12 protein-coding genes and 1 pseudogene are annotated in these 18,160 nt (G+C 41.1%); 1 reads left to right on the top strand and 12 read right to left on the bottom strand.

The genetic code is table 11. From position 1 onward, the window contains the following. Window positions 1-67: 67 nt before the first annotated feature. The 9 genes from JWR87_RS19040 to JWR87_RS19000 all read right to left on the bottom strand — a co-directional run bounded on the left by JWR87_RS19040 (window position 68) and on the right by JWR87_RS19000 (window position 13,072). Window positions 68-955 (bottom strand): sugar phosphate isomerase/epimerase family protein, encoded by an 888-nt coding sequence (locus JWR87_RS19040; protein ID WP_297823245.1) that lies wholly within the window; start codon window positions 953-955, stop codon window positions 68-70. 93 nt (window positions 956-1,048) lie between these two features. Further along, window positions 1,049-1,825: an SDR family oxidoreductase gene (locus JWR87_RS19035; RefSeq protein ID WP_297823243.1), complete on the bottom strand. Its 777-nt coding sequence runs from the start codon at window positions 1,823-1,825 to the stop codon at window positions 1,049-1,051. A gap of 127 nt (window positions 1,826-1,952) precedes the next feature. After that, window positions 1,953-2,981 carry a zinc-binding dehydrogenase gene (locus JWR87_RS19030; protein WP_297823240.1) on the bottom strand — a complete coding sequence of 343 codons (1,029 nt, stop codon included), beginning with the start codon at window positions 2,979-2,981 and terminating at the stop codon, window positions 1,953-1,955. A gap of 1 nt (window position 2,982) precedes the next feature. Next, window positions 2,983-3,675 (bottom strand): orotidine 5'-phosphate decarboxylase / HUMPS family protein, encoded by a 693-nt coding sequence (locus JWR87_RS19025; RefSeq protein ID WP_297823238.1) that lies wholly within the window; start codon window positions 3,673-3,675, stop codon window positions 2,983-2,985. A gap of 28 nt (window positions 3,676-3,703) precedes the next feature. Continuing rightward, on the bottom strand, window positions 3,704-4,345 hold the full coding sequence (locus JWR87_RS19020; RefSeq protein WP_297823236.1) for a DUF1080 domain-containing protein: 642 nt from the start codon (window positions 4,343-4,345) through the stop codon (window positions 3,704-3,706). A 312-nt stretch (window positions 4,346-4,657) separates the two neighbouring features. Continuing rightward, window positions 4,658-5,842, bottom strand: coding sequence for a hypothetical protein (locus JWR87_RS19015; protein WP_297823234.1), 1,185 nt, complete (start codon window positions 5,840-5,842; stop codon window positions 4,658-4,660). 30 nt (window positions 5,843-5,872) lie between these two features. Beyond that, entirely contained in the window at window positions 5,873-7,531 is a 1,659-nt protein-coding gene (locus tag JWR87_RS19010) for a RagB/SusD family nutrient uptake outer membrane protein (RefSeq protein WP_297823232.1), read from the bottom strand. An 18-nt stretch (window positions 7,532-7,549) separates the two neighbouring features. After that, window positions 7,550-10,756, bottom strand: coding sequence for a TonB-dependent receptor (locus tag JWR87_RS19005; protein ID WP_297823230.1), 3,207 nt, complete (start codon window positions 10,754-10,756; stop codon window positions 7,550-7,552). Between the two features lie 642 nt (window positions 10,757-11,398). Continuing rightward, complete coding sequence (locus JWR87_RS19000) at window positions 11,399-13,072, bottom strand: hypothetical protein (protein WP_297823227.1); 1,674 nt, start codon at window positions 13,070-13,072, stop codon at window positions 11,399-11,401. 322 nt (window positions 13,073-13,394) lie between these two features. Between JWR87_RS19000 and JWR87_RS18995 the strand changes: the two genes are divergently transcribed. Further along, the gene (locus JWR87_RS18995) at window positions 13,395-14,270 is read left to right on the top strand and encodes an AraC family transcriptional regulator (RefSeq protein ID WP_297823224.1); all 876 of its coding nucleotides are present in this window, start codon (window positions 13,395-13,397) and stop codon (window positions 14,268-14,270) included. Window positions 14,271-14,453: 183 nt separating this feature from the next. Here the strand turns inward: JWR87_RS18995 and JWR87_RS18990 are convergent, their stop codons facing one another. From JWR87_RS18990 to JWR87_RS18980, 3 genes and pseudogenes are all read right to left on the bottom strand, one after another. After that, complete coding sequence (locus JWR87_RS18990) at window positions 14,454-15,842, bottom strand: DUF3748 domain-containing protein (RefSeq protein ID WP_297823223.1); 1,389 nt, start codon at window positions 15,840-15,842, stop codon at window positions 14,454-14,456. 312 nt (window positions 15,843-16,154) lie between these two features. Continuing rightward, on the bottom strand, window positions 16,155-17,087 hold the full coding sequence (locus JWR87_RS18985) for a dihydrodipicolinate synthase family protein (protein WP_297823221.1): 933 nt from the start codon (window positions 17,085-17,087) through the stop codon (window positions 16,155-16,157). Between the two features lie 59 nt (window positions 17,088-17,146). Next, window positions 17,147-18,160 (bottom strand): annotated as a pseudogene (locus tag JWR87_RS18980) (sodium:solute symporter); the annotation flags it as partial.

Raw genomic sequence — 18,160 nt, 5'->3', positions numbered from 1 at the left:
TTAAAGTATTGGAAAAGGCGTTCAATTGATGATGCTAATGGTTGATCGGTATTACAGAAGACATTTCTTAAGATGGCCAGTATTCGGCAACTTTTCGTTTAACGAAAGTTACACTACGTTCCAGTTGTTCCATGCCATCCACTCCGTCTTCAATGCTAATCCATCCGTTGAAACCTACCCGCTTTAATTCGGCGAAAATGGCATCATAATCGTTTAATCCTTTGCCTATCTCTCCGTGACTGAGGCGCTTTGCATAACCCGTTGCCCCGCCTTCCTCCCTGCGCAAATCTTCAATTGTTCCTTCTTTTAAATATCTATCACTTGCATGCATTGTTACTACACGATCCGAAACACTTTTAAGCAGATCAAGCGGATCTTCTCCTGCCAGGTAAGTGTTGCTCGGGTCATAATTTACACCAAAATTTGGAGCATTAATGCGATTAACGAGTTTACAAAAAACTTCCATTTTTTGAGCGAACTCAGGGTATTCCCAAAAATCATCCTTATAGTGATTTTCAAGAATAAGCGTTATTCCAAAATCGGCAGCATAGGGCAAACAAGTCTCTATACATTGTGCAGCTAGTTCGACACCTTTTTCTACAGATAGTTCAGGTCTTTTCTGCCCTGAAAGTACCCGGCAATAAGAGCCGCCCAAGGCAGCGGTCATATCGATCCATCTTTTCTGTTTTTGGATTTCCCTTGCCCGGAAAGTTTCGTCAGGATGAGTGAAGTCGGGTGAGCAGCACATCATTGGAATTGTTTTTCCGTGAGCTTCTACTTCTCTTCGAAAACGGGCCCAGTTATTTTCATCCTGCATTTCGAGAAATCCTGCGTACCATTCTAAACCTTCGATGTCGAGTTTTACAGCCAGGTCTATCCATTCTGATACCCGCATCGTTCCGTCTTTACAAAGTGCATTCATAAATGCTTTTGGAAAAACAGCTATTTGAGGCATATATTGATTGTTAATGGTTAAGGAATAGTGAATTTGGATTAATACGGGGTACAATGAAAGCTATAAAAATATAAATGTTTTAATCGATTTGCTTTAATTCTTAGGTGGATTACGACCGATTAAAGGATATTGCTCCAGATCAACTACCTGCCCACTGATAGGGCCGCTCTCGTCTGCCAACCAATAAATAGCAGCGGCTGCAATTTCAGCGGACCATAGGATTCGACCAGCCGGAGCATAAACTGAAGAGATGTCCTTGTACCAATCATCCGGTAAGCCCTGAGATTGTTTTCTTTGAACCTCATTTTCAGTAAGTACCCATCCTGGGTTTATCTGGTTTACCCTTACCCCTCTTTCCCTGTATAACGTGTCGCCCAGGTTTCGTGTCATCGTCATTAACGCACCCTTTGACACACTATAGGCAAATAAATTTGGTTCACCGCTCCATGCATTTACTGATCCTATGTTTAAAACAGACCCATGATTTTCAGATAAAGATGGTAATGCCGCTTTGATAAGTGCAAATGGTGCAATTGTGTTTACCTCCAGCATTCTTCGAAAAAAATCAAGGTCAGTTGTTTGCAGATTTGATGAAGCTACCATTGCTGCGTTGTTAACGATTGCATCAAGTCTGCCGAAAGTTGAAAGCGCCAGACCAACTAAGCGTTGGGGCGCTCCTTCAGCCGCAATGTCTTCAATATGCAGAACTGCTTTTTCTTTTCCCAATTCTTCCACCACATCCCGGCCTAAGTCATTTTCCAAACCGTGAATCACAACACTTGCACCTTCTTTTACGCAATGAATCGCAATCGCTTTTCCTATTCCGGTACAGCTTCCCGTAACAATGATTACCTTATTTTGTAAACGCATTTTTAATGTAAACTTTACAAGCCCCTGTAAGGGAGTTTGGGTTGTCTTAATTGCCGGTTATGGGTTTATAGGCCGAGAAAAATGAATATCGTTCTACTAACTACTCCCATGTAGTTCCGCTTATTAACTAGTCTGGCCGAAGAACACTTTTTACTACCTCGCCTTTATGCATTTTTTCAAATGCCGTATGCCATTCAGAAATGGGCCATACTCCTCCAATTATCGGTTTCACATCCAGTTGCCCGCTTGCAAGTAGCGCAAGCACTCTTTCCCACATTGGCCAGTTGTGACTAAAACTACCCTGTAGTGTAATGTTTTTTTGTACTAGTGGATCAAGAGAAAATCCAAGCGGTTGCCTGCCCCAGCCAACCTTTGTAATGGTGCCATTAGGTCTTACAAGTTGCAACGCAGTTTGCAAAGTTATACTTGCGCCTGCTGCGTCTATCACACAATCGGCTCCTAATCCATCCCGCTCAAGAGCCCATGATGTGGCATCCCCAATGATCGCTTCGCAACCGTATTGCTTTGCTATATTTAAGCGATACCTATCTGCTTCCAATCCTACAATGGCTACCTCGGCACCACACAGCCGGGCCATAGCAGCACACAAAATTCCAATAGTTCCCGGGCCTAGAACAACTACACGATCTCCTGGCTTTATATGCGTATTTTCTACTACTGCGCTATAAGCAACGCAGCACGGCTCGGTAAGACAAGCCTGTTCAAATGGAAGTTGATCAGGAACCTTATGTAAACAACGTGCAGGAACACGCACATAACGAGTCATTGCACCATTAACCCCATAACCGAAACCTTTACGGGTAGGATCGAGATTATAAAGCCCCCTTTTTGTCATCGGGTTGTTAGCATCTATTACTGCCGCTGTTTCACTTACCACCCTATCGCCTTCTTTCCAACCCGTCACCCTTGATCCCACTTCAGCAATCACCCCAGCAAATTCATGACCTAGAACAACAGGATAGTTTACCGGCCAACTATGGTCAGAAGTCCATTGATGCAAGTCACTTCCGCATACACCGGCATTAACCATTTCCAATAATACATCCTCGTCGCCGATTGAAGGCTTTGCAAGCTCACGGATTTCGACTGAGCCCTTCTCCGGCCCATAGTTAACAACAGCTGCTGATTTCGTCATTTCAATTGGTTTTATAAGAATGAATTTTGTCACATATCATGCGCAGCGAACTCTCAAGATCACCACCCGCAGTTTTAAAACTATCACTATCAATAGTAAGCGGAGCGCCAAGGACAACTAACGGGGCACCGTATTGAGGACATTGAATAGCCTGTTCTAAACTAAGTCCGCCGACTGCCTGCACCGGGATTTTAACTGCCTGAACAACTTCTTTCAACTGATCAAGCGGACTTGGCATCCGATCTCCTCTTGCTGCTATTCCACGTCGCTCGTCGTAACCGATATGGTGAACAATGTAATCGCAGCCTAGTCTTTCAAGCCATCTTGCAGCCTCAACCATATCTTCACATCCAAGATTATCTCCCATCACTTTTACACCGAAATCACGGCCGGCTGCAACCACGCATTTTATCGTTTCTTCGTGTGCCCTGGCCATAACGACCACATGGGTAGCTCCTGCTTTTGCCATCATCTCGGCTTCAAGATAACCCCCATCCATTGTCTTCAGGTCTGCAACAATTGGAACTCCGGGAAAAGCCTCACGCAATTTCCTTACACCATGTAAACCCTCCGCCAGAATTAGTGGTGTACCGGCTTCAAGCCAGTCTACACCTGCACGAATTGCCATTGCAGCAGTTTCAAGTGCTTCGTCTATATTAGTTAAATCAAGGGAAATTTGAACAATTGGTTTCATAATCTTTATATAGGGATAGTTCGCTAAATTATGGTAAAGGCTTTACCATGATATCTTTAAAATAGGCAACACTTTTAGGATCGTGACCTTGCAAAGCAAAAGTACCCTTGGAAATCATACGACCTGAATGACCTCGTGGAGGAGTAAAACCTTCAGGCTCTGTCCACTCAACAACCGTTTTATCGTTTATTTTAGTTGTAACATGCTTGCCATCAACCTTAATGTACAATGTAAACCATTCATCGTCTTTTACATAAACCTCTCGTACATCTACTATATCATATAAACTTGCTGTTCTTTTCCAATCTGTATGAGAATTGTTTACCTGTACTTCAAAACCCTTATCAGGAAATCCCCTCTCCTGAAATTGAGTATGAAAATAAAACCCCGAATTAGAGCCTGCCTTTGTCATGACCTGGGCTTTCACTTCGAAGTTCTTAAAGTCATGATTCATTGCAGCACCATCGTAGTATAAATGCGATCGTGGACCAGCCACCATAATACTTCCATTCTCGATCTTAAATGTTCCCGGCTTTTCACTAAACTTCCAGCCGTCCAAAGATTTGCCATCAAACAAGCTGATCCAACCTTTTCCGCCCCCCGATTTACCAGCGCCGGAACACCCGACTAATACTAAGAAAGCTGCTGACATGACACAAATTCTTATCATATTTTAATTTTTTAATTCACCTTCCTTATTTAGATTATTGCATCTCGAAAAAAAAGAAAGGGTCTTTTGAGACGTATGTTTAAGCTATCCAATAATTAAAAAAACTAAAAGCATTTACGATTTAATCGATTGTAATTGTAGGATTAGATGATCAAGCGCTACCAAACCTTCCTGCTCCTTATCATTTATATACCCTGCTGTACAGGTCTACCCTACGTTAAAGCAGCATTTTTAAATAAAACGGCTTTGATAGTTTCAAAGCTGTTTTATTTAAAAGTTTTTATTTTACAACTAATGTTCCGCTTCTAAGAATTACTTAATTATAGAAAGATGATTGTAAGCATTACCAATCCTGTATTCATATTCAACAGAAGTAGCTGGAACAATCTTACTTATTTTCATCATTCCATAAACTACATCTGTAGCTAAAGGACCGTTCACTATTTTGAATATATATATCCCATTTCCCTGACCCGGCTCTATTTGCGTAGTTGCTATGCCATTATTAAATGCATTAATGGCATCGCTTGAATTATTCTTATTATAAATATCAGCGGTGGAAGGAACAAAAGAAATACTTTTTCCACCTACACTCCAGGCAGCCCCCCCATTAATAATAAGAGAACTACCACTAACAGAAATTATAGCACTGGCATTGGTTGCAGTTACTGAACTGTTAGTTAAAATATTCATCCCCGATTGAGCGGCGTTGGCAAGAGATAAAGTGCCGGCTTTTTTTAAGAAAAAGGAAGGATCACTAACTACTACAGATGTGGTAAAACTATCTGTATAAGTTCCCTGTTGGGCAACAAAAGAATAAATCATAGTATCCTTACCAGAAGCGAAGTCATTACCAGAAATAGGAACTTTGGATCCTGTTACAAAACCTCCCGTACCTACATTCAACCAGGGAGCATTTACTCCGTTTTTCCTTTTAACTGTTACTAAACCGGCATAAGGAGCAAGTTTTGGTTGAACGGATATATCAAAAAATGCTGTGTCAGGTGAACGCATAACATCTACTGTTTTGCTTCCGTATTGTGGACCTACGACTGAAGTAGCTGTTTTCATATCTACCCGAATGATACCAGCATCTGTTTTACCGGAAAAAGTAACAGTTACATAATCTCCAAGAACGTTCATCTTAGCTTCAGCTCTTGTAAAAGTAACAGTCGCTTTTAAATCAGTGCCGACTGTAACATCTTTCTGTGTTCCTGCTAAAGGAAACAATTGTGCTGCACCCCCTGAAGAAGGTATCTGCAACTTTAAAAGTTCAGCTTTCATTACATCACCTGGCTTTGCGTTTGGGAATGTAGCATTCACGGTAAACTTATCATCCAAAGAAGTAATTCCAGTTGACGTGGTTGATGCGACACCGGTGATGACAACTGTGCCATTAGGACCCGTGGGAACATTATAATAGGGTTGTTTTGTACAACTTACGATTAATACAATTGTACACATTAAAGTAAACGGCGTTATCTTTTTCGTGTTCATGCTTTTGAGATTAATTAATACACAATGCTTTTATTGGCCTACTTGCTTAGGCAGAAATGAAAAATTCTGTAGAACTTTACTGTTATTGATAATTTCCCTACCGGCGATAGGAGATAATAAATTTTGCACACCAAAGGCAAAACTAAAACCTTGAGGCCTGTGCCCAATAAACCGTTCTATAGCCGAAAATTGCCCTATCCCGTCAACCAGGCACATCCTTGTTCTTCTCTGGTCCCACAACATCTTATTCTCAAAGACAAGTTCATAAGCACGTTCGCTCATAATTGTAAGCAAGTTCACGTTTGAAGCCCGATAAGTGGGTAAACCTGCCCTTGCCCTTACTTCATTAATGCCTTTGATAATGTCATCGTCAGTTGCAGCGTCTCCCAGTTGTCTCAGAGTCCAATTTACCTCTGTTAACATTAAGAGTATGTCTGCATAGCGATAGAAGGACCAATTCAAACTCGACCGTCCTGTAACTTTAATTGCCGCAGAGTCGTAAAATTTAAACAGGTAAGGCCTTGCAAATTTGTCTGCCGGACCTTCAGATGGGTCGTACTTTTTTGACTTTGTGTCGGAGGAATAAAACATCTGTCTGTCTTGAATCCTTTTATCAGCCGGATTATAAGAGTTATAGTAACCAAGACTGGGAATAAATGTGCCATATTCATCACCGAACATCGAGATGCGACTAAGACTCGGAAGGGAAGCAGCCACAACCTGGTTGTCAGTAACACCGGCGAGAAATTGAGCCTGGAAAATTGCTTCACCTTTATTGTTCATCTCAGGACTACGCAAATCTGCATATGTCCCCAATGTGTATCGTCCATAAAGCGCATTAAGCTGTTCTTGCGCTTTTTTCAGAAATGCCCTCGCACCCGTGGTATTAACCGGGTATTCTTGCTGAGAAAACAATCCACCTACGCACCAATTCCTGGCAGGATCGGTTGCTACTTCCTGATAGGGGTAACCCGCACAAGTAAGGTAAACATCACTTAGTATTGCTCTTGCTATCAGCTTAGTAACACGGCCATTACCAGACTTAGCGTCTGTTAATGAGCTGTTGTGTACAGCAAACTCCAAATCTGGAATAATGATATTATCGTAAATCGTTTTTAAGGAAGTACGTGGTTTTTGAGCCTCAGACAAATTAGTAAGTGTTGTTGTGTCCATCACAACATCTCCAAAATAGCGAACAAGGCAGAAATAATACCAGGCCCTAAGAGTACGTACTTCACCCAGAGATCTTGACTTTTCATCGGGCGACATTCCAGCAATTTCAGAAATTTTACTTATTGAAAAATTGCAATCTCTCACACCCTGGTACCAATTGTTCCAACTATTATTATAGTCATCTAACAAATCTCCGGAAACCTGGTTGGTTTGGAATTTCCAAAACTGTACGTGCGTGGTTGTCGTGAAAGCTTTGCCGGTAGGATATTCCATAACTGCAGGCAAATAATTTCCCCAGTCACCTGCACCTCCCACCCATCCAGGCAGAGATCGATATGGTCCTATAGTTAACGCGGCACCGTCTTGGGCAGTTGTGAAAGTTGTCTGATTGGTCATTGAACCCGTTGGAGTTTCCTCCAAAAACTTGGTACATCCTGTAGAAAAAACAATAACCAATGTAGCTACACAACCGAAGTATATTTTCAACAAGGGAACTCTTTTATAATTACACTTCATCTGATTAATTTTTCATGTTTAAAGACTAATGTTAACCCCTAAAGTGTAAGTAGCAGGATTAGGGTATTGGTACTTATCAATGTTTGGGGCAAGCGAATATTTCTTGTCTATAGAACTGCCTTCAGGATCATAACCTGCAGCCTCAGTAATCAGGAAGAAGTTAGTTGCAGAGGCGTAAGCTCTAAGTTTTTGAAGTCCCATTTTTTTTCCGTCGAAGCTATAACCCAGTGTAGCACCAGAGCCCCTGATAAAGGAAGCATCATAGATCATATGAGTATCAGGATAAGATTGATAATAAGCGCCGCCATTTCCAGGACGCAATTGGGCTACCATACTGTTTTGCGCATCAGGCCTCCACGCTGTAAGCGTTGTATTCAATCCTCCGGAAACTAATTGACGGTCTTCGGCCGACTCATGTACAAATGCTTTGTCGATACCCAACACTATTTGAATGTTAATGCTTGCGTCGAAATTCTTGTAATTAAAATAGTTGTTGAAGCCAGCTAACACCTTAGGAAAAGACTGTCCGATGACACCGCCGTCTGAATTCAGATCAATTTTACCATCATTGTTGCGATCTAAAAACTTAAGATCTCCGGGCAACATACCGTAACGGGCGGCCAAGGTGGCCTCTTCTGTACTGTACGTCCCTAAACGTGTCAGCCCGAAAAACGAACCAATTGGCTGGCCTACCTGTAAAATAGACGTGCCGTTTCCTGCGCCTGTCGACACAAAAATGGAAGCTCCTGTGGGACCAAGTCCAAGTATTTTGTTTCGGTTGAGGGTGAGGGAAAGATCGGTATTCCACTTAAAATTCTTTGTTGAAACATTGCGTGAATTAACCCCAAACTCCCAACCATTATTTTGAACTGAACCATAATTCATTTTTGCTGTTCCTGGTGTAGTAGAGGTTGGTAAGGGAACGTCCAACAACATGTCCTTTGTGACTTTGTGATAATAATCTATTGTCAGGTTGATCTTGTCTCTAAATAAACCCAATTCAAATCCCGCGTCGTATTGAGTTGTTGTTTCCCACTTAAGATCGGGGTTGCCGACAGAACTTGGAAAGAGTCCGGTAGAGGCTGCTCCGCCTAAAACTATTCCTGACGAACCCACGTACGTTTGCGACACGTAACTACCGATCTCCTGGTTACCCGTACGACCGACACTACCACGGAACTTAAGATTGGAAAAAGCCTTTATATCTTTGATAAAGTTTTCTTCTGACGCCTTCCAGGCTACTCCTACGGAGGGAAAAAAGCCGTACTTCGAATTTGCTCCAAACTTCGATGATCCATCAATTCGGCCTGTAGCGGTTAACAGGTACTTATTTTTGAAGCCGTAGTTAATCCTGGCAAAATAAGAGTTTAACGTGTTCATACCATCACTGCTCTGAGGTACCGGCCTTGTGGCAGCTCCTGCCCCGATATTATGCCATTCGTAGAAATTAGTGAAGAACACAGAGTTAACTGCATTTAGATTCTCAAAATTAAATTTAGACCAGGAAAGGCCGAGCAACGCATTTACGTTATGGTCATCCCCGATTTTTTTATCGTAATTGAAATAATTCTCATTTTGCCAAAAGAACGTGTTAGCTGTATTTATGGTAGCCGTACCGTCGCTGCCGTATAATTTGCCACTGTAGTTGTTGAACTTAGATGCATTGAAGTCAATTGCAACGTTTGTTTTAAAGGTTAACCCGTCTGCAATCCTTGCATTCAATGCAATACTTCCTGTTGATTGCGACAAGTCTGTGAAGCCATGAATTTCAGATCTTCTAAACACAATATTATACCACTGCTCGCCTACATTAAAGTCTGCATTTGTGCCCCAGCGACCTGCATAAATGCCCAGTGACGGATCGTTTGGATATTTCGTCGGCAAAATACTCCATACCTCAGCAGTAGAACGTGTTATTCCATCATCGTTTGTTCGTCGGCTTTTATTAAAAACAATCTGCGTATTCATATCAAGCCATTTCAGCACTTTGATGTCGCCCGTCATCCTGGCTGAATAACGCTTGAAATACGACTCTTGCATTAAGCCATTTTGATCAGAATATCCTAAAGACAGTGAAAATTTTGCATTTTCATTTCCACCGCGAACATCGATATGATGATTATTAGAAGTTGCAGGTTTAAACGCCTCCTTTTCCCAATCTGAATTATAAATCGGCGCATAATAATTTCCATCCTTTCCTATCAAATCCAATAGATACGAACCCTTAGACACTTTTTGAAACAACCATGGCATCTCGGAATAGGACTGTGAAGTTGCATACCTTCCGCGAAAATCTTTAGCCCTGTTAACGGTACCATACTTCTCGCCATTAGCCATTGCCTGTTCGTATACATACATTAGCTGGTCGGCGTTCAATGTATATAAGTGCCTTTGCAATACGCTTCTAGAAACGTATGCGTTGTAATCCACCTGAGTTTGCCCATTTACTCCTCGCTTGGTAGTGATAATAATTACCCCATTTGCTCCTCTTGCACCATAAATTGCAGTAGCAGACGCGTCCTTCAACACATCTAAGGATACGATGTCTTCGGGGTTCAAAGTAGATAACGCATTAGCTACCCCTACGATACCATCTACAACGAAAAGAGGATCGCTGCTCGTGTTAATGGAGTTTGTACCGCGTATGCGTATCATTGGGTCGCCACCCGGCAGGCCACCACCTTGTTGAACTACCTGCACACCCGATACTTTACCCTGCAGTGCCTGACCAACATTAAATGCAGGTCTATCCATTAATTTTTTGGCACTTACCTGCGCGATAGACCCTACAAGATCCGTTTTTCTTTGGGTGCCGTAACCTACTACTACTACCTCGTCCAATCCGGCAATTGATTTTTCAAGCGTAATAGTAATGTCAGCCTGCCCCTCGTGAGTAATCGCTTTAGATAAAAATCCTACGCTTGATATTTCCAGCGTTACTTTTTTACCCGTATTAGGATTATTTATCGAAAAACGTCCATCGACATCTGTAGTACTACCTGACTTAGTTCCTGCAATAAATACAGATGCACCTTGTAACGGGGTTCCCTCCGGACTTAAAATCTTTCCACGAAGCTGACTAGGAGATAAAGTTTGTGCGTTTAGTTGTAAACCGAAAAGCTGAAAAATAACAATCAGCTTAAAAACCCACCTGATTTTTTGACTAACTCTTACCGCGGGCTCCTGCAAGTGACCTGCACGAAAGGGCACGATTTTTTGTTTCATGAGAATGATTAAAATTGTTTAAGAGACAAAAATTTAATTACTTGCCGGTAACGCTGCAAACGTTATCGGTTTTTTTTATAAAGAAATAACCAGATAAAAACCTGTCGTAAATTCAACCCTTAGCAGAACAAAATTTTATTGAATTATTATTTGAGATAATAAAACCTGTAACAATCCCTTCTAGTTAAGAGAGGGTAACAAAACATTTCCTGTTACCTGCTCAAAAGCAAAAAATATATTACGAATAAAAGGGTCTGGTATGCTTGCTTCGAGGTGACAAGCTCATGGCATCTTTGTAAAAACAGTACTACGAATTGAAGTGTTGTTCGAATTGTGTTAGATACTCAACTGAACGGAAAGAATAGAATTTGGCATTTTAGGTTTTGTTTCGTTAGATAAGCAATATACAGATAAAATCAAATTGACTTCGTTTTATTAAAAGAGGTGAAGGGCTAACAGAGGGCCGGCCCATCTAAGGTCCGACCAAGTATTCGTAAACACACCTTTCACTTCTTCTTACGTTAAAGGCCCCTCTGGGAAAAATGAGTAAATGTGTTTGTTTACTCTTTTGGCTAAGCTCTGCTGATTAACCTGATTTGGAAACCCCGCAAAAAATATTTCACACTCACAGGGATATCCATCCTAAATTAACTCGTCAACACTTGCCAATTCTTCTTGCACCCAATTAACCTCCTCACTTAAAGATACGTCGCCGCAAAAGTGTACTTGTAATCCTAGTTCGCTAAAGGCAGCAGCCTTGACTCTGCATGCAGCATGTGCCTGCTTTTCATTGGTTGCATACACTACCTGGATGTGATTTGCTTTATGCCTTGCCATCATTTGATCACGGCTAACTCCCTTTAAAACTCCATGCATTATGGGCCATTGCGGGGTTGTTGCATTCCATCTCCGCTCTGTTTCTTCCATCGGCAATTCAACTACTTGTCCGACACCGATGTCGCAGTGAAGAACATTTTCTATAAGATAAACACGGCTCCACACGATATGCCCGGGTTTGCTAATTCCTTTCAAAGTTCCGCCACCCTTGGGGAAAAACATGGGTGGCTGTCTTTCACTGCTGGTGCCTTTATACTCACCGATAAAATGAGAGGGCGGCGCAGCCCCTGATATAAGAAATACCCAAACGAAATCATCCACTCCGTTACCATGGTATTGCTGACCCCATCTTAAATCATGCAGGGTATTGTCGCCCGTCATTCCCAATTCTTTCCATAACCGGTATGTTAACAATGCATCTAATCCGGCGCACTCATCCACTTCATTAAAGTGTGGCAAAGCTTCACCGGGGTAAAGCTCTTTACCGGTTGTTGAAAATGCAGGTGGACGTTCTGTGTTATTGAGAAGACCTTCAACAAGATCGCTTGCTGCAGTAAGGTCTTTTAATCCCTGCTGGTATTGTATGCCAATAGTATCGCAGCCATAATCATCAGCTATGCGTAAAGCAGCGATATACATTTTACATTGGTTGAGCGTTTGCTCTTCGGTAAGTTCAGTTGCCCCGTCAGTACCCCAATGGAAGGTTACTCCTTTTTGGATTAGCCAATTCAATACTGCCTGTGCCTCTTTATCTTCTACCAATTGTATGGCTGCGTATAACGCTGACTGGCTAAGCCTTTCTTTAAAGAAACCGGTAGCATGTAAAACATGATCTGGTATTATTGCATTATACATTCCCATACAACCTTCGTCGAAAACACCCATTATTGCCTTTTTCGACCTGAGCTCTTTTGCAAATGCTCTTCCTATTTTTTCTTCCACCAATGGTATTTTTACCAGGTCGAAACTTTTTACATGACTTTGATCGTGTTTTATGGCCCCTGTTTCAAGCCACTCCTGTAATCCATTTTCAAAAAAAGCGTCTTCAAAATCTTCGCTCCATAGCGAGCTGTATTGTACGCCTGCTTTTGTTAGGGACCCATTTAAATTTAGCATTCCAACCAAACCAGGCCATTGTCCACTCCAGTTTGCCACGGTAAGTATCGGTCCTTTATGTGTGGTAAGTCCTGCTAAAACGTGGTGGCTGTATTGCCACAAACTTTCGGCAATTATCAACGGTGCATTAGGATCGATCGTTGCAAAAACCTGCATGCCCATTTTTTGGGAGTCAATCAACCCATGCTTTTTCTCCGTGCTATATTGGTGTGCCCTTTTTACCTTCCAGCCTTGTTTTGCAAGCGCTTTTGATAATAACATTTCCATTTCTTCCTGAGCTGCCCAACAGTTTTGATTTGCAGAAAGCCGCAAATCTCCACTTGCCACAAGCACAACTTCGTTTTGATGATCATCTATTGCCATCGTAAATTTTAAAAGAATTATGCATACAATCGTTTAAGAGATAAGATTTGCTTGAAAAATCCTCTTTTTACAAGGAAAATAAAACGGGCTCCACTTTTAATCTAAAGAAATATAGACGGTGGTAAATAGCAAATATCCGGCTTAATCTATACCTTTCGTTGAAAGTTTTTATCAACTTATTGTACGATTTTATCCTACTTTTCGTTTTTCACCCTAAAATAGAGATAGTTTCATAACTTAATGACGCGGTTTTAAAATGCCGGCAAATAGTCATTACTGTGTGTTGATTTTTTTTAAAAATTTCAAGATAAACCCTCTATCGATGCGGCCTCATTTTCATAAAGTACCAGTTAATATACAAAGCTCTTTTAGCATTCGTCACGACATACAACAATGCTTTCCCACAACGTGGCACTTACATCCCGAATTAGAACTACACTTTGTTGTAAAAGGTGAAGGAGTGCATTTTATCGGAGATAATATCAACAACTTTTCAGATGGAGAAATTTTGTTGCTGGGGCAAAACTTACCACACACATTCCGGTGTAAAGAAGAATATTTTCATGAAAACTGCGGGTTGCAGGTAGAAGCAATTGTACTTCATTTTTTGCCCACCTGCCTGGGCAAAGACTTTTTAAATTTACCTGAAGCCTATCTTATTCCGAAGTTGCTGGAAAAGTCGAAAAAAGGAATGGTAATTACAGGGGAGTCCAAAGAAAAATTAGGTGAATTAATGTATGCAGCTTTAAATGCCACGAACCTTGATCGCATTATCATTTTGCTAAACATAATTAAGATTTTAGCAGAAACTGAAGAGTACACCTATATCGCCTCTGCACATGCTTTTTATAAATCAAATGAGTCAGAAACGATACGGTTAAACAACGTGTGTGCATATACCCTTGCTAATTATAGGAAGCATATTACATTAGAGGAAATATCTTCTATCAGTAATTTGAGTATCACGTCGTTTTGCAGGTATTTTAAGTTGATGACAAAAAAAACCTACAACGATTTCCTGGTTGAGATAAGGGTTAGTCACGCATGCCGGTTTTTAATTGAAGACCGGCTTCCAACAGAAGTAGTTTGCTTTCAATGCGGCTTTAATAATGTGTCAAACTTTTACAGGCATTTTAAAAGAATCACGAATATGACGCCTTTGGAATATAAACGGAAATACCTGGAAAACTATAATTAAAGAAGAGGGAATAACCGGCATTTTTGATAAAGACAATAGTGATTCTTGCCCATGTAATAAAAGCTAAAAAAAGATGCATAAGAATGTAGCGTACAAGGGAGTGACACAACCGGAGATCAATTGAAAAATGAATGCTTGTAAACAAATAAAGCATTATCTGCCCCTGTTACAACATGCCAATATTCAATCCATATCTTTCAATAAAAAAATGTGCAGAAACTTGCCCGCGCCCATTTTTTTAAAACGGTTGTAAGCCAGCATGCGGCCGTTATTTGACCATACTACTGCGCCCACGGGTTTTTCCTCATCCATAAATCGATCGGATACTCTTTTTGTTTTACCGCTATTTACATCGGTAACAAAAACGCTGTTATCGGCAGTGTAAGCGATGCTTTCATTATTGGGGCTAAAGTTAAACGGTCCCTGAACAGGAAAGGGATTATGGGTTACCTGCACTATTTTATCATCGTTTGGTGAAACACCAAAAATTTGAATGATACCCTTATCATCTTTTGATAAAAACGCAATTAAAGAACCGTCGCTTTTTGCACGCAACCAATGGCGTGGTCCCTGCACACCATTTTTGGTATAAGTAATCCTTCTGTTAACAACTCCCGCCGCAACGTTCGGGCGTGTTGACGTTGTTCCTTCCAATGGCAAATTATGCTGCGCTTTTGAAACATCGTTTGGCAGATCTGCAACAAATACTTCCGTTTTCAAATTTCCGTCAATATCCCTCAGGTTTCCCTGGAAAGCAATCGCCCGCTGTTGCCTGGTTCCGTTCTTTTTTATGTACCCATTTGAGCCAAGCCAACATTCATCAGATGCCTTTTCAATTTCGTTGCTACCCCACTTTGGATTTTCAGTAACCTCTGCAACTATTGCAGAAAACATCTCTCCTGAATTATTTTCGAAAGCACTATCATGAGCAACCACCACTTTGCCGGGCACCATCACTCCAATTGTTCTTAGATCTTTTACGTTGGCATTCTCTTTACTCAATTGTTCCAGTATATAATCGTTATACGTAAAGCTTATCCACTCTCCGTCGCCGCTCCACGAATGAGCGTGTGTGCCACCACGAAGCGCACCCTTTGTAAAAGGGCGATCAACATCACGGGCATCCATAAATATGGGCTTATATGGTCCGCTGATATCAATTGCAACACCGGTACGTCTTGTAAAGGCATAAGGGTTTTTGTCATTCGCATTTCTGATACCATGTATAAATATCACCCGGTTACTGACCGGCGAAAATGCTGCCGCTCCCACTCCGGGACCAAATTCTGTTTGATGTTCCGTACGATATATTTCTTTAACCGTACCATCATTTACAGAAACGATCCCTATGCTGCCGGTACTGCCTATTTTCGAGTCGTCATTTCGCTTATCAAATACGATCCATTCATCACCCCGAGAAAAGCATTGAATATGGTTAATATAAAATCCGCTTTCGCCGCTGGTTAACTGTATTTCTTCTGGCATTTTAATGTTTGTATTTGCATCCACATGGTTACCTGTAGAATAATTTATAAAAGAAGAAATACAAAAGATATAAAAGAGACTTCGCATGCTTAAGGATTACGGTAAAAACGATGTTGATTTCAAAGGCTCACTCTGTTATATGAAAATTTGCATACAAGAAGCCTGAAGGTTTTTTTAGCCAAAGCCAATAACTACTATGAAGCTTTACTTGCGTCGCACGCTTGTACATTTTTTTCAATATTCAGCAATGATCCAAAATAACAACGTAAGGAGTATAAGTATATAGGCCGGCCATCAATAAACAGGATCTAAAAAATAAGCTGCGGCGAAGCAAGTCTTTAAACCATACTCAATCTAACCGCGCTGTTATGATAATAGATTTTACAACCCGGCTAAAATTTACATGCTAGACGTTACAACCTCTAACTGTAATTCCTTTTGCAACAGCAGATATTTATTAAATAGTTTGTCAATCCCGCTCTTCACATCCGGCGAAAAAGCCTTGCTTTTGGTACGTATGGTTGTTGTAATATTTAACCCTTGTTGCTGCAGGCAATATTTCGCTGATTGCGGGTATACATCGTGCATAAGCTCCATGTTATTTACAAAGAAGTCCATCACTTTTTCCACTTCAGCACATTGGTCAGCATTATCATAATTTTCGCATATCCAAACAACAAGGTCAGCAAAATAATTGCCTTGTATACATGAAAGTCCTGCTGCACCTGCTTGCAAAGATTTTACGGCATTTACCATAAAGGCGTCGTAAAGCCCAAAATTACGTCCGGAACCGGCCTTGATTTTCGCTTTAACCTGCATTAAGTCAAGGCACGTGTCTTTATGGTAAATTACTCTACCGGTATCTGCGAATAGTTTTAATTGGTCCGCAGATACAACTCTTTTATATGGTACAGGACATTCGTAAAAACCTACAGGAATATTGTCTGTTAGATCCAGCAGATCAAAGATGCGTTGATTAAAAGTGGGGTCATCTTCGTGTTGTGTTGCCATAACTCCCGTAATAATAATTACAGCCTGGGTTCCTACATCATAGATCCGCTTAACAAATTCAGCTTGTTCATTTAACGTCCCCTGAAAAGTTCCTGTTGCAACTACCGGCACTGAACCGTTCGCTACTTTCACAACATGTTTAACAACTTGTATTCTTTCCGTTTCTGTCAATTCGTACATTTCGCTGGAAAGACAATTTGCGAATAACCCTTGCGCTCCTGCTTTAAGATAGTACTCTGTTAATTGGGTTAGGCCATCATAATCAACTTCGCCATTTGCTTTAAAAGGGGTAAGCATCACCGGTATAAACTTCTTATTCATAAAATTTTTATTTCGATACCCGTCTATTGATGTAGATTTTACTTCGTCGGATAGTTGATTTAAACTTCAACTACTCTCAACTTATTTTTATAATTTCTTTTACTGGAGGTAATGGCCAAACCGGCTAAAAAGATGGTCAGCGTCCCTATAACTATTACCATGTTTTTGTGGAGTGGATTTCTTAAAAACTCGTATTTCTCGGGTAAGTAAGTGGAGAATGTCATCCATAATATAACAACGATACCTATGATGGTTGCAGTAAGCGCCTCGTGGTTTTTCGTTTGGCGGCTTATAATTCCCAACAAGAAAAGTCCCAGCATACCGCCGGCAAAAATGCCTGACAGTTCCCACCAGATATCCAACAAACTTTTCACTCCAATCATCGCAATTCCGGTACCCATACCCAGTAATCCAAACACTACTGTTCCAATGTGCAGCACTCTCAGGTTACTCTTGTCAGAAAGGTCAGGTTTAAAATACCTTTTATAGATGTCAACAGTAAATACGGTTGCAGATGCATTCATACCCGAGCTTATTGTACTCATGGCAGCGGATAAGAGCGCAGAAATTACAAGCCCAAGTACGCCGGTAGGCAACTTTGTAACCATAAAATGCGGCATCACTTTGTCGCCATAATCCTCTGGTTTTAGCGACGCTGCCATTTGAGTGATCTGACCCGGAGTAGCGAGCGGACCTAGCCTTTCCCCAGCTACCTGTTGCCGCACTACTTCAATACTTTCGGGGTGAATTTGATAGTATGAATAAAGGCATGCGCCAATGACAAAAAACAGTAAAGAAGCAGGAACATAAATAGCCACGCATAACCAAAGCGACTTTGAAGCTTCTTTTGAACTAGTGGCGGTATGATATCGCTGTATATAATTCTGGTCCATCCCAAAATTATTCAGGTTTATAAAAAACCCGTAAAACAACACTACCCAGAAAGTAGATTCCACAAAATTGGGCGAAATGCTTCCCAGGCTAAACTTGTTATCAGTGGTACCTATTTCCAATATTTTTGATATCCCGCCGGGCATGTCATCAATAATTAAATACAAGATCACTAAAGCGCC

It is taken from the genome of Segetibacter sp., assembly GCF_025963695.1.
GTDB lineage: Bacteria > Bacteroidota > Bacteroidia > Chitinophagales > Chitinophagaceae > Segetibacter.
Note: the sequence above shows the minus strand (reverse complement) of the source record. Positions and strands in the feature narration are given on the sequence as shown.

Excerpts from the sequence above, each read along its gene's own strand:
- JWR87_RS19040 (WP_297823245.1), bottom strand. The coding sequence starts at position 955 with ATGCCTCAAATAGCTGTTTTTCCAAAAGCATTTATGAATGCACTTTGT.
- JWR87_RS19035 (WP_297823243.1), bottom strand. The coding sequence starts at position 1,825 with ATGCGTTTACAAAATAAGGTAATCATTGTTACGGGAAGCTGTACCGGA.
- JWR87_RS19030 (WP_297823240.1), bottom strand. The coding sequence starts at position 2,981 with ATGACGAAATCAGCAGCTGTTGTTAACTATGGGCCGGAGAAGGGCTCA.
- JWR87_RS19025 (WP_297823238.1), bottom strand. The coding sequence starts at position 3,675 with ATGAAACCAATTGTTCAAATTTCCCTTGATTTAACTAATATAGACGAA.
- JWR87_RS19020 (WP_297823236.1), bottom strand. The coding sequence starts at position 4,345 with ATGATAAGAATTTGTGTCATGTCAGCAGCTTTCTTAGTATTAGTCGGG.
- JWR87_RS19015 (WP_297823234.1), bottom strand. The coding sequence starts at position 5,842 with ATGAACACGAAAAAGATAACGCCGTTTACTTTAATGTGTACAATTGTA.
- JWR87_RS19010 (WP_297823232.1), bottom strand. The coding sequence starts at position 7,531 with ATGAAGTGTAATTATAAAAGAGTTCCCTTGTTGAAAATATACTTCGGT.
- JWR87_RS19005 (WP_297823230.1), bottom strand. The coding sequence starts at position 10,756 with ATGAAACAAAAAATCGTGCCCTTTCGTGCAGGTCACTTGCAGGAGCCC.
- JWR87_RS19000 (WP_297823227.1), bottom strand. The coding sequence starts at position 13,072 with ATGGCAATAGATGATCATCAAAACGAAGTTGTGCTTGTGGCAAGTGGA.
- JWR87_RS18995 (WP_297823224.1), top strand. The coding sequence starts at position 13,395 with ATGCGGCCTCATTTTCATAAAGTACCAGTTAATATACAAAGCTCTTTT.
- JWR87_RS18990 (WP_297823223.1), bottom strand. The coding sequence starts at position 15,842 with ATGCGAAGTCTCTTTTATATCTTTTGTATTTCTTCTTTTATAAATTAT.
- JWR87_RS18985 (WP_297823221.1), bottom strand. The coding sequence starts at position 17,087 with ATGAATAAGAAGTTTATACCGGTGATGCTTACCCCTTTTAAAGCAAAT.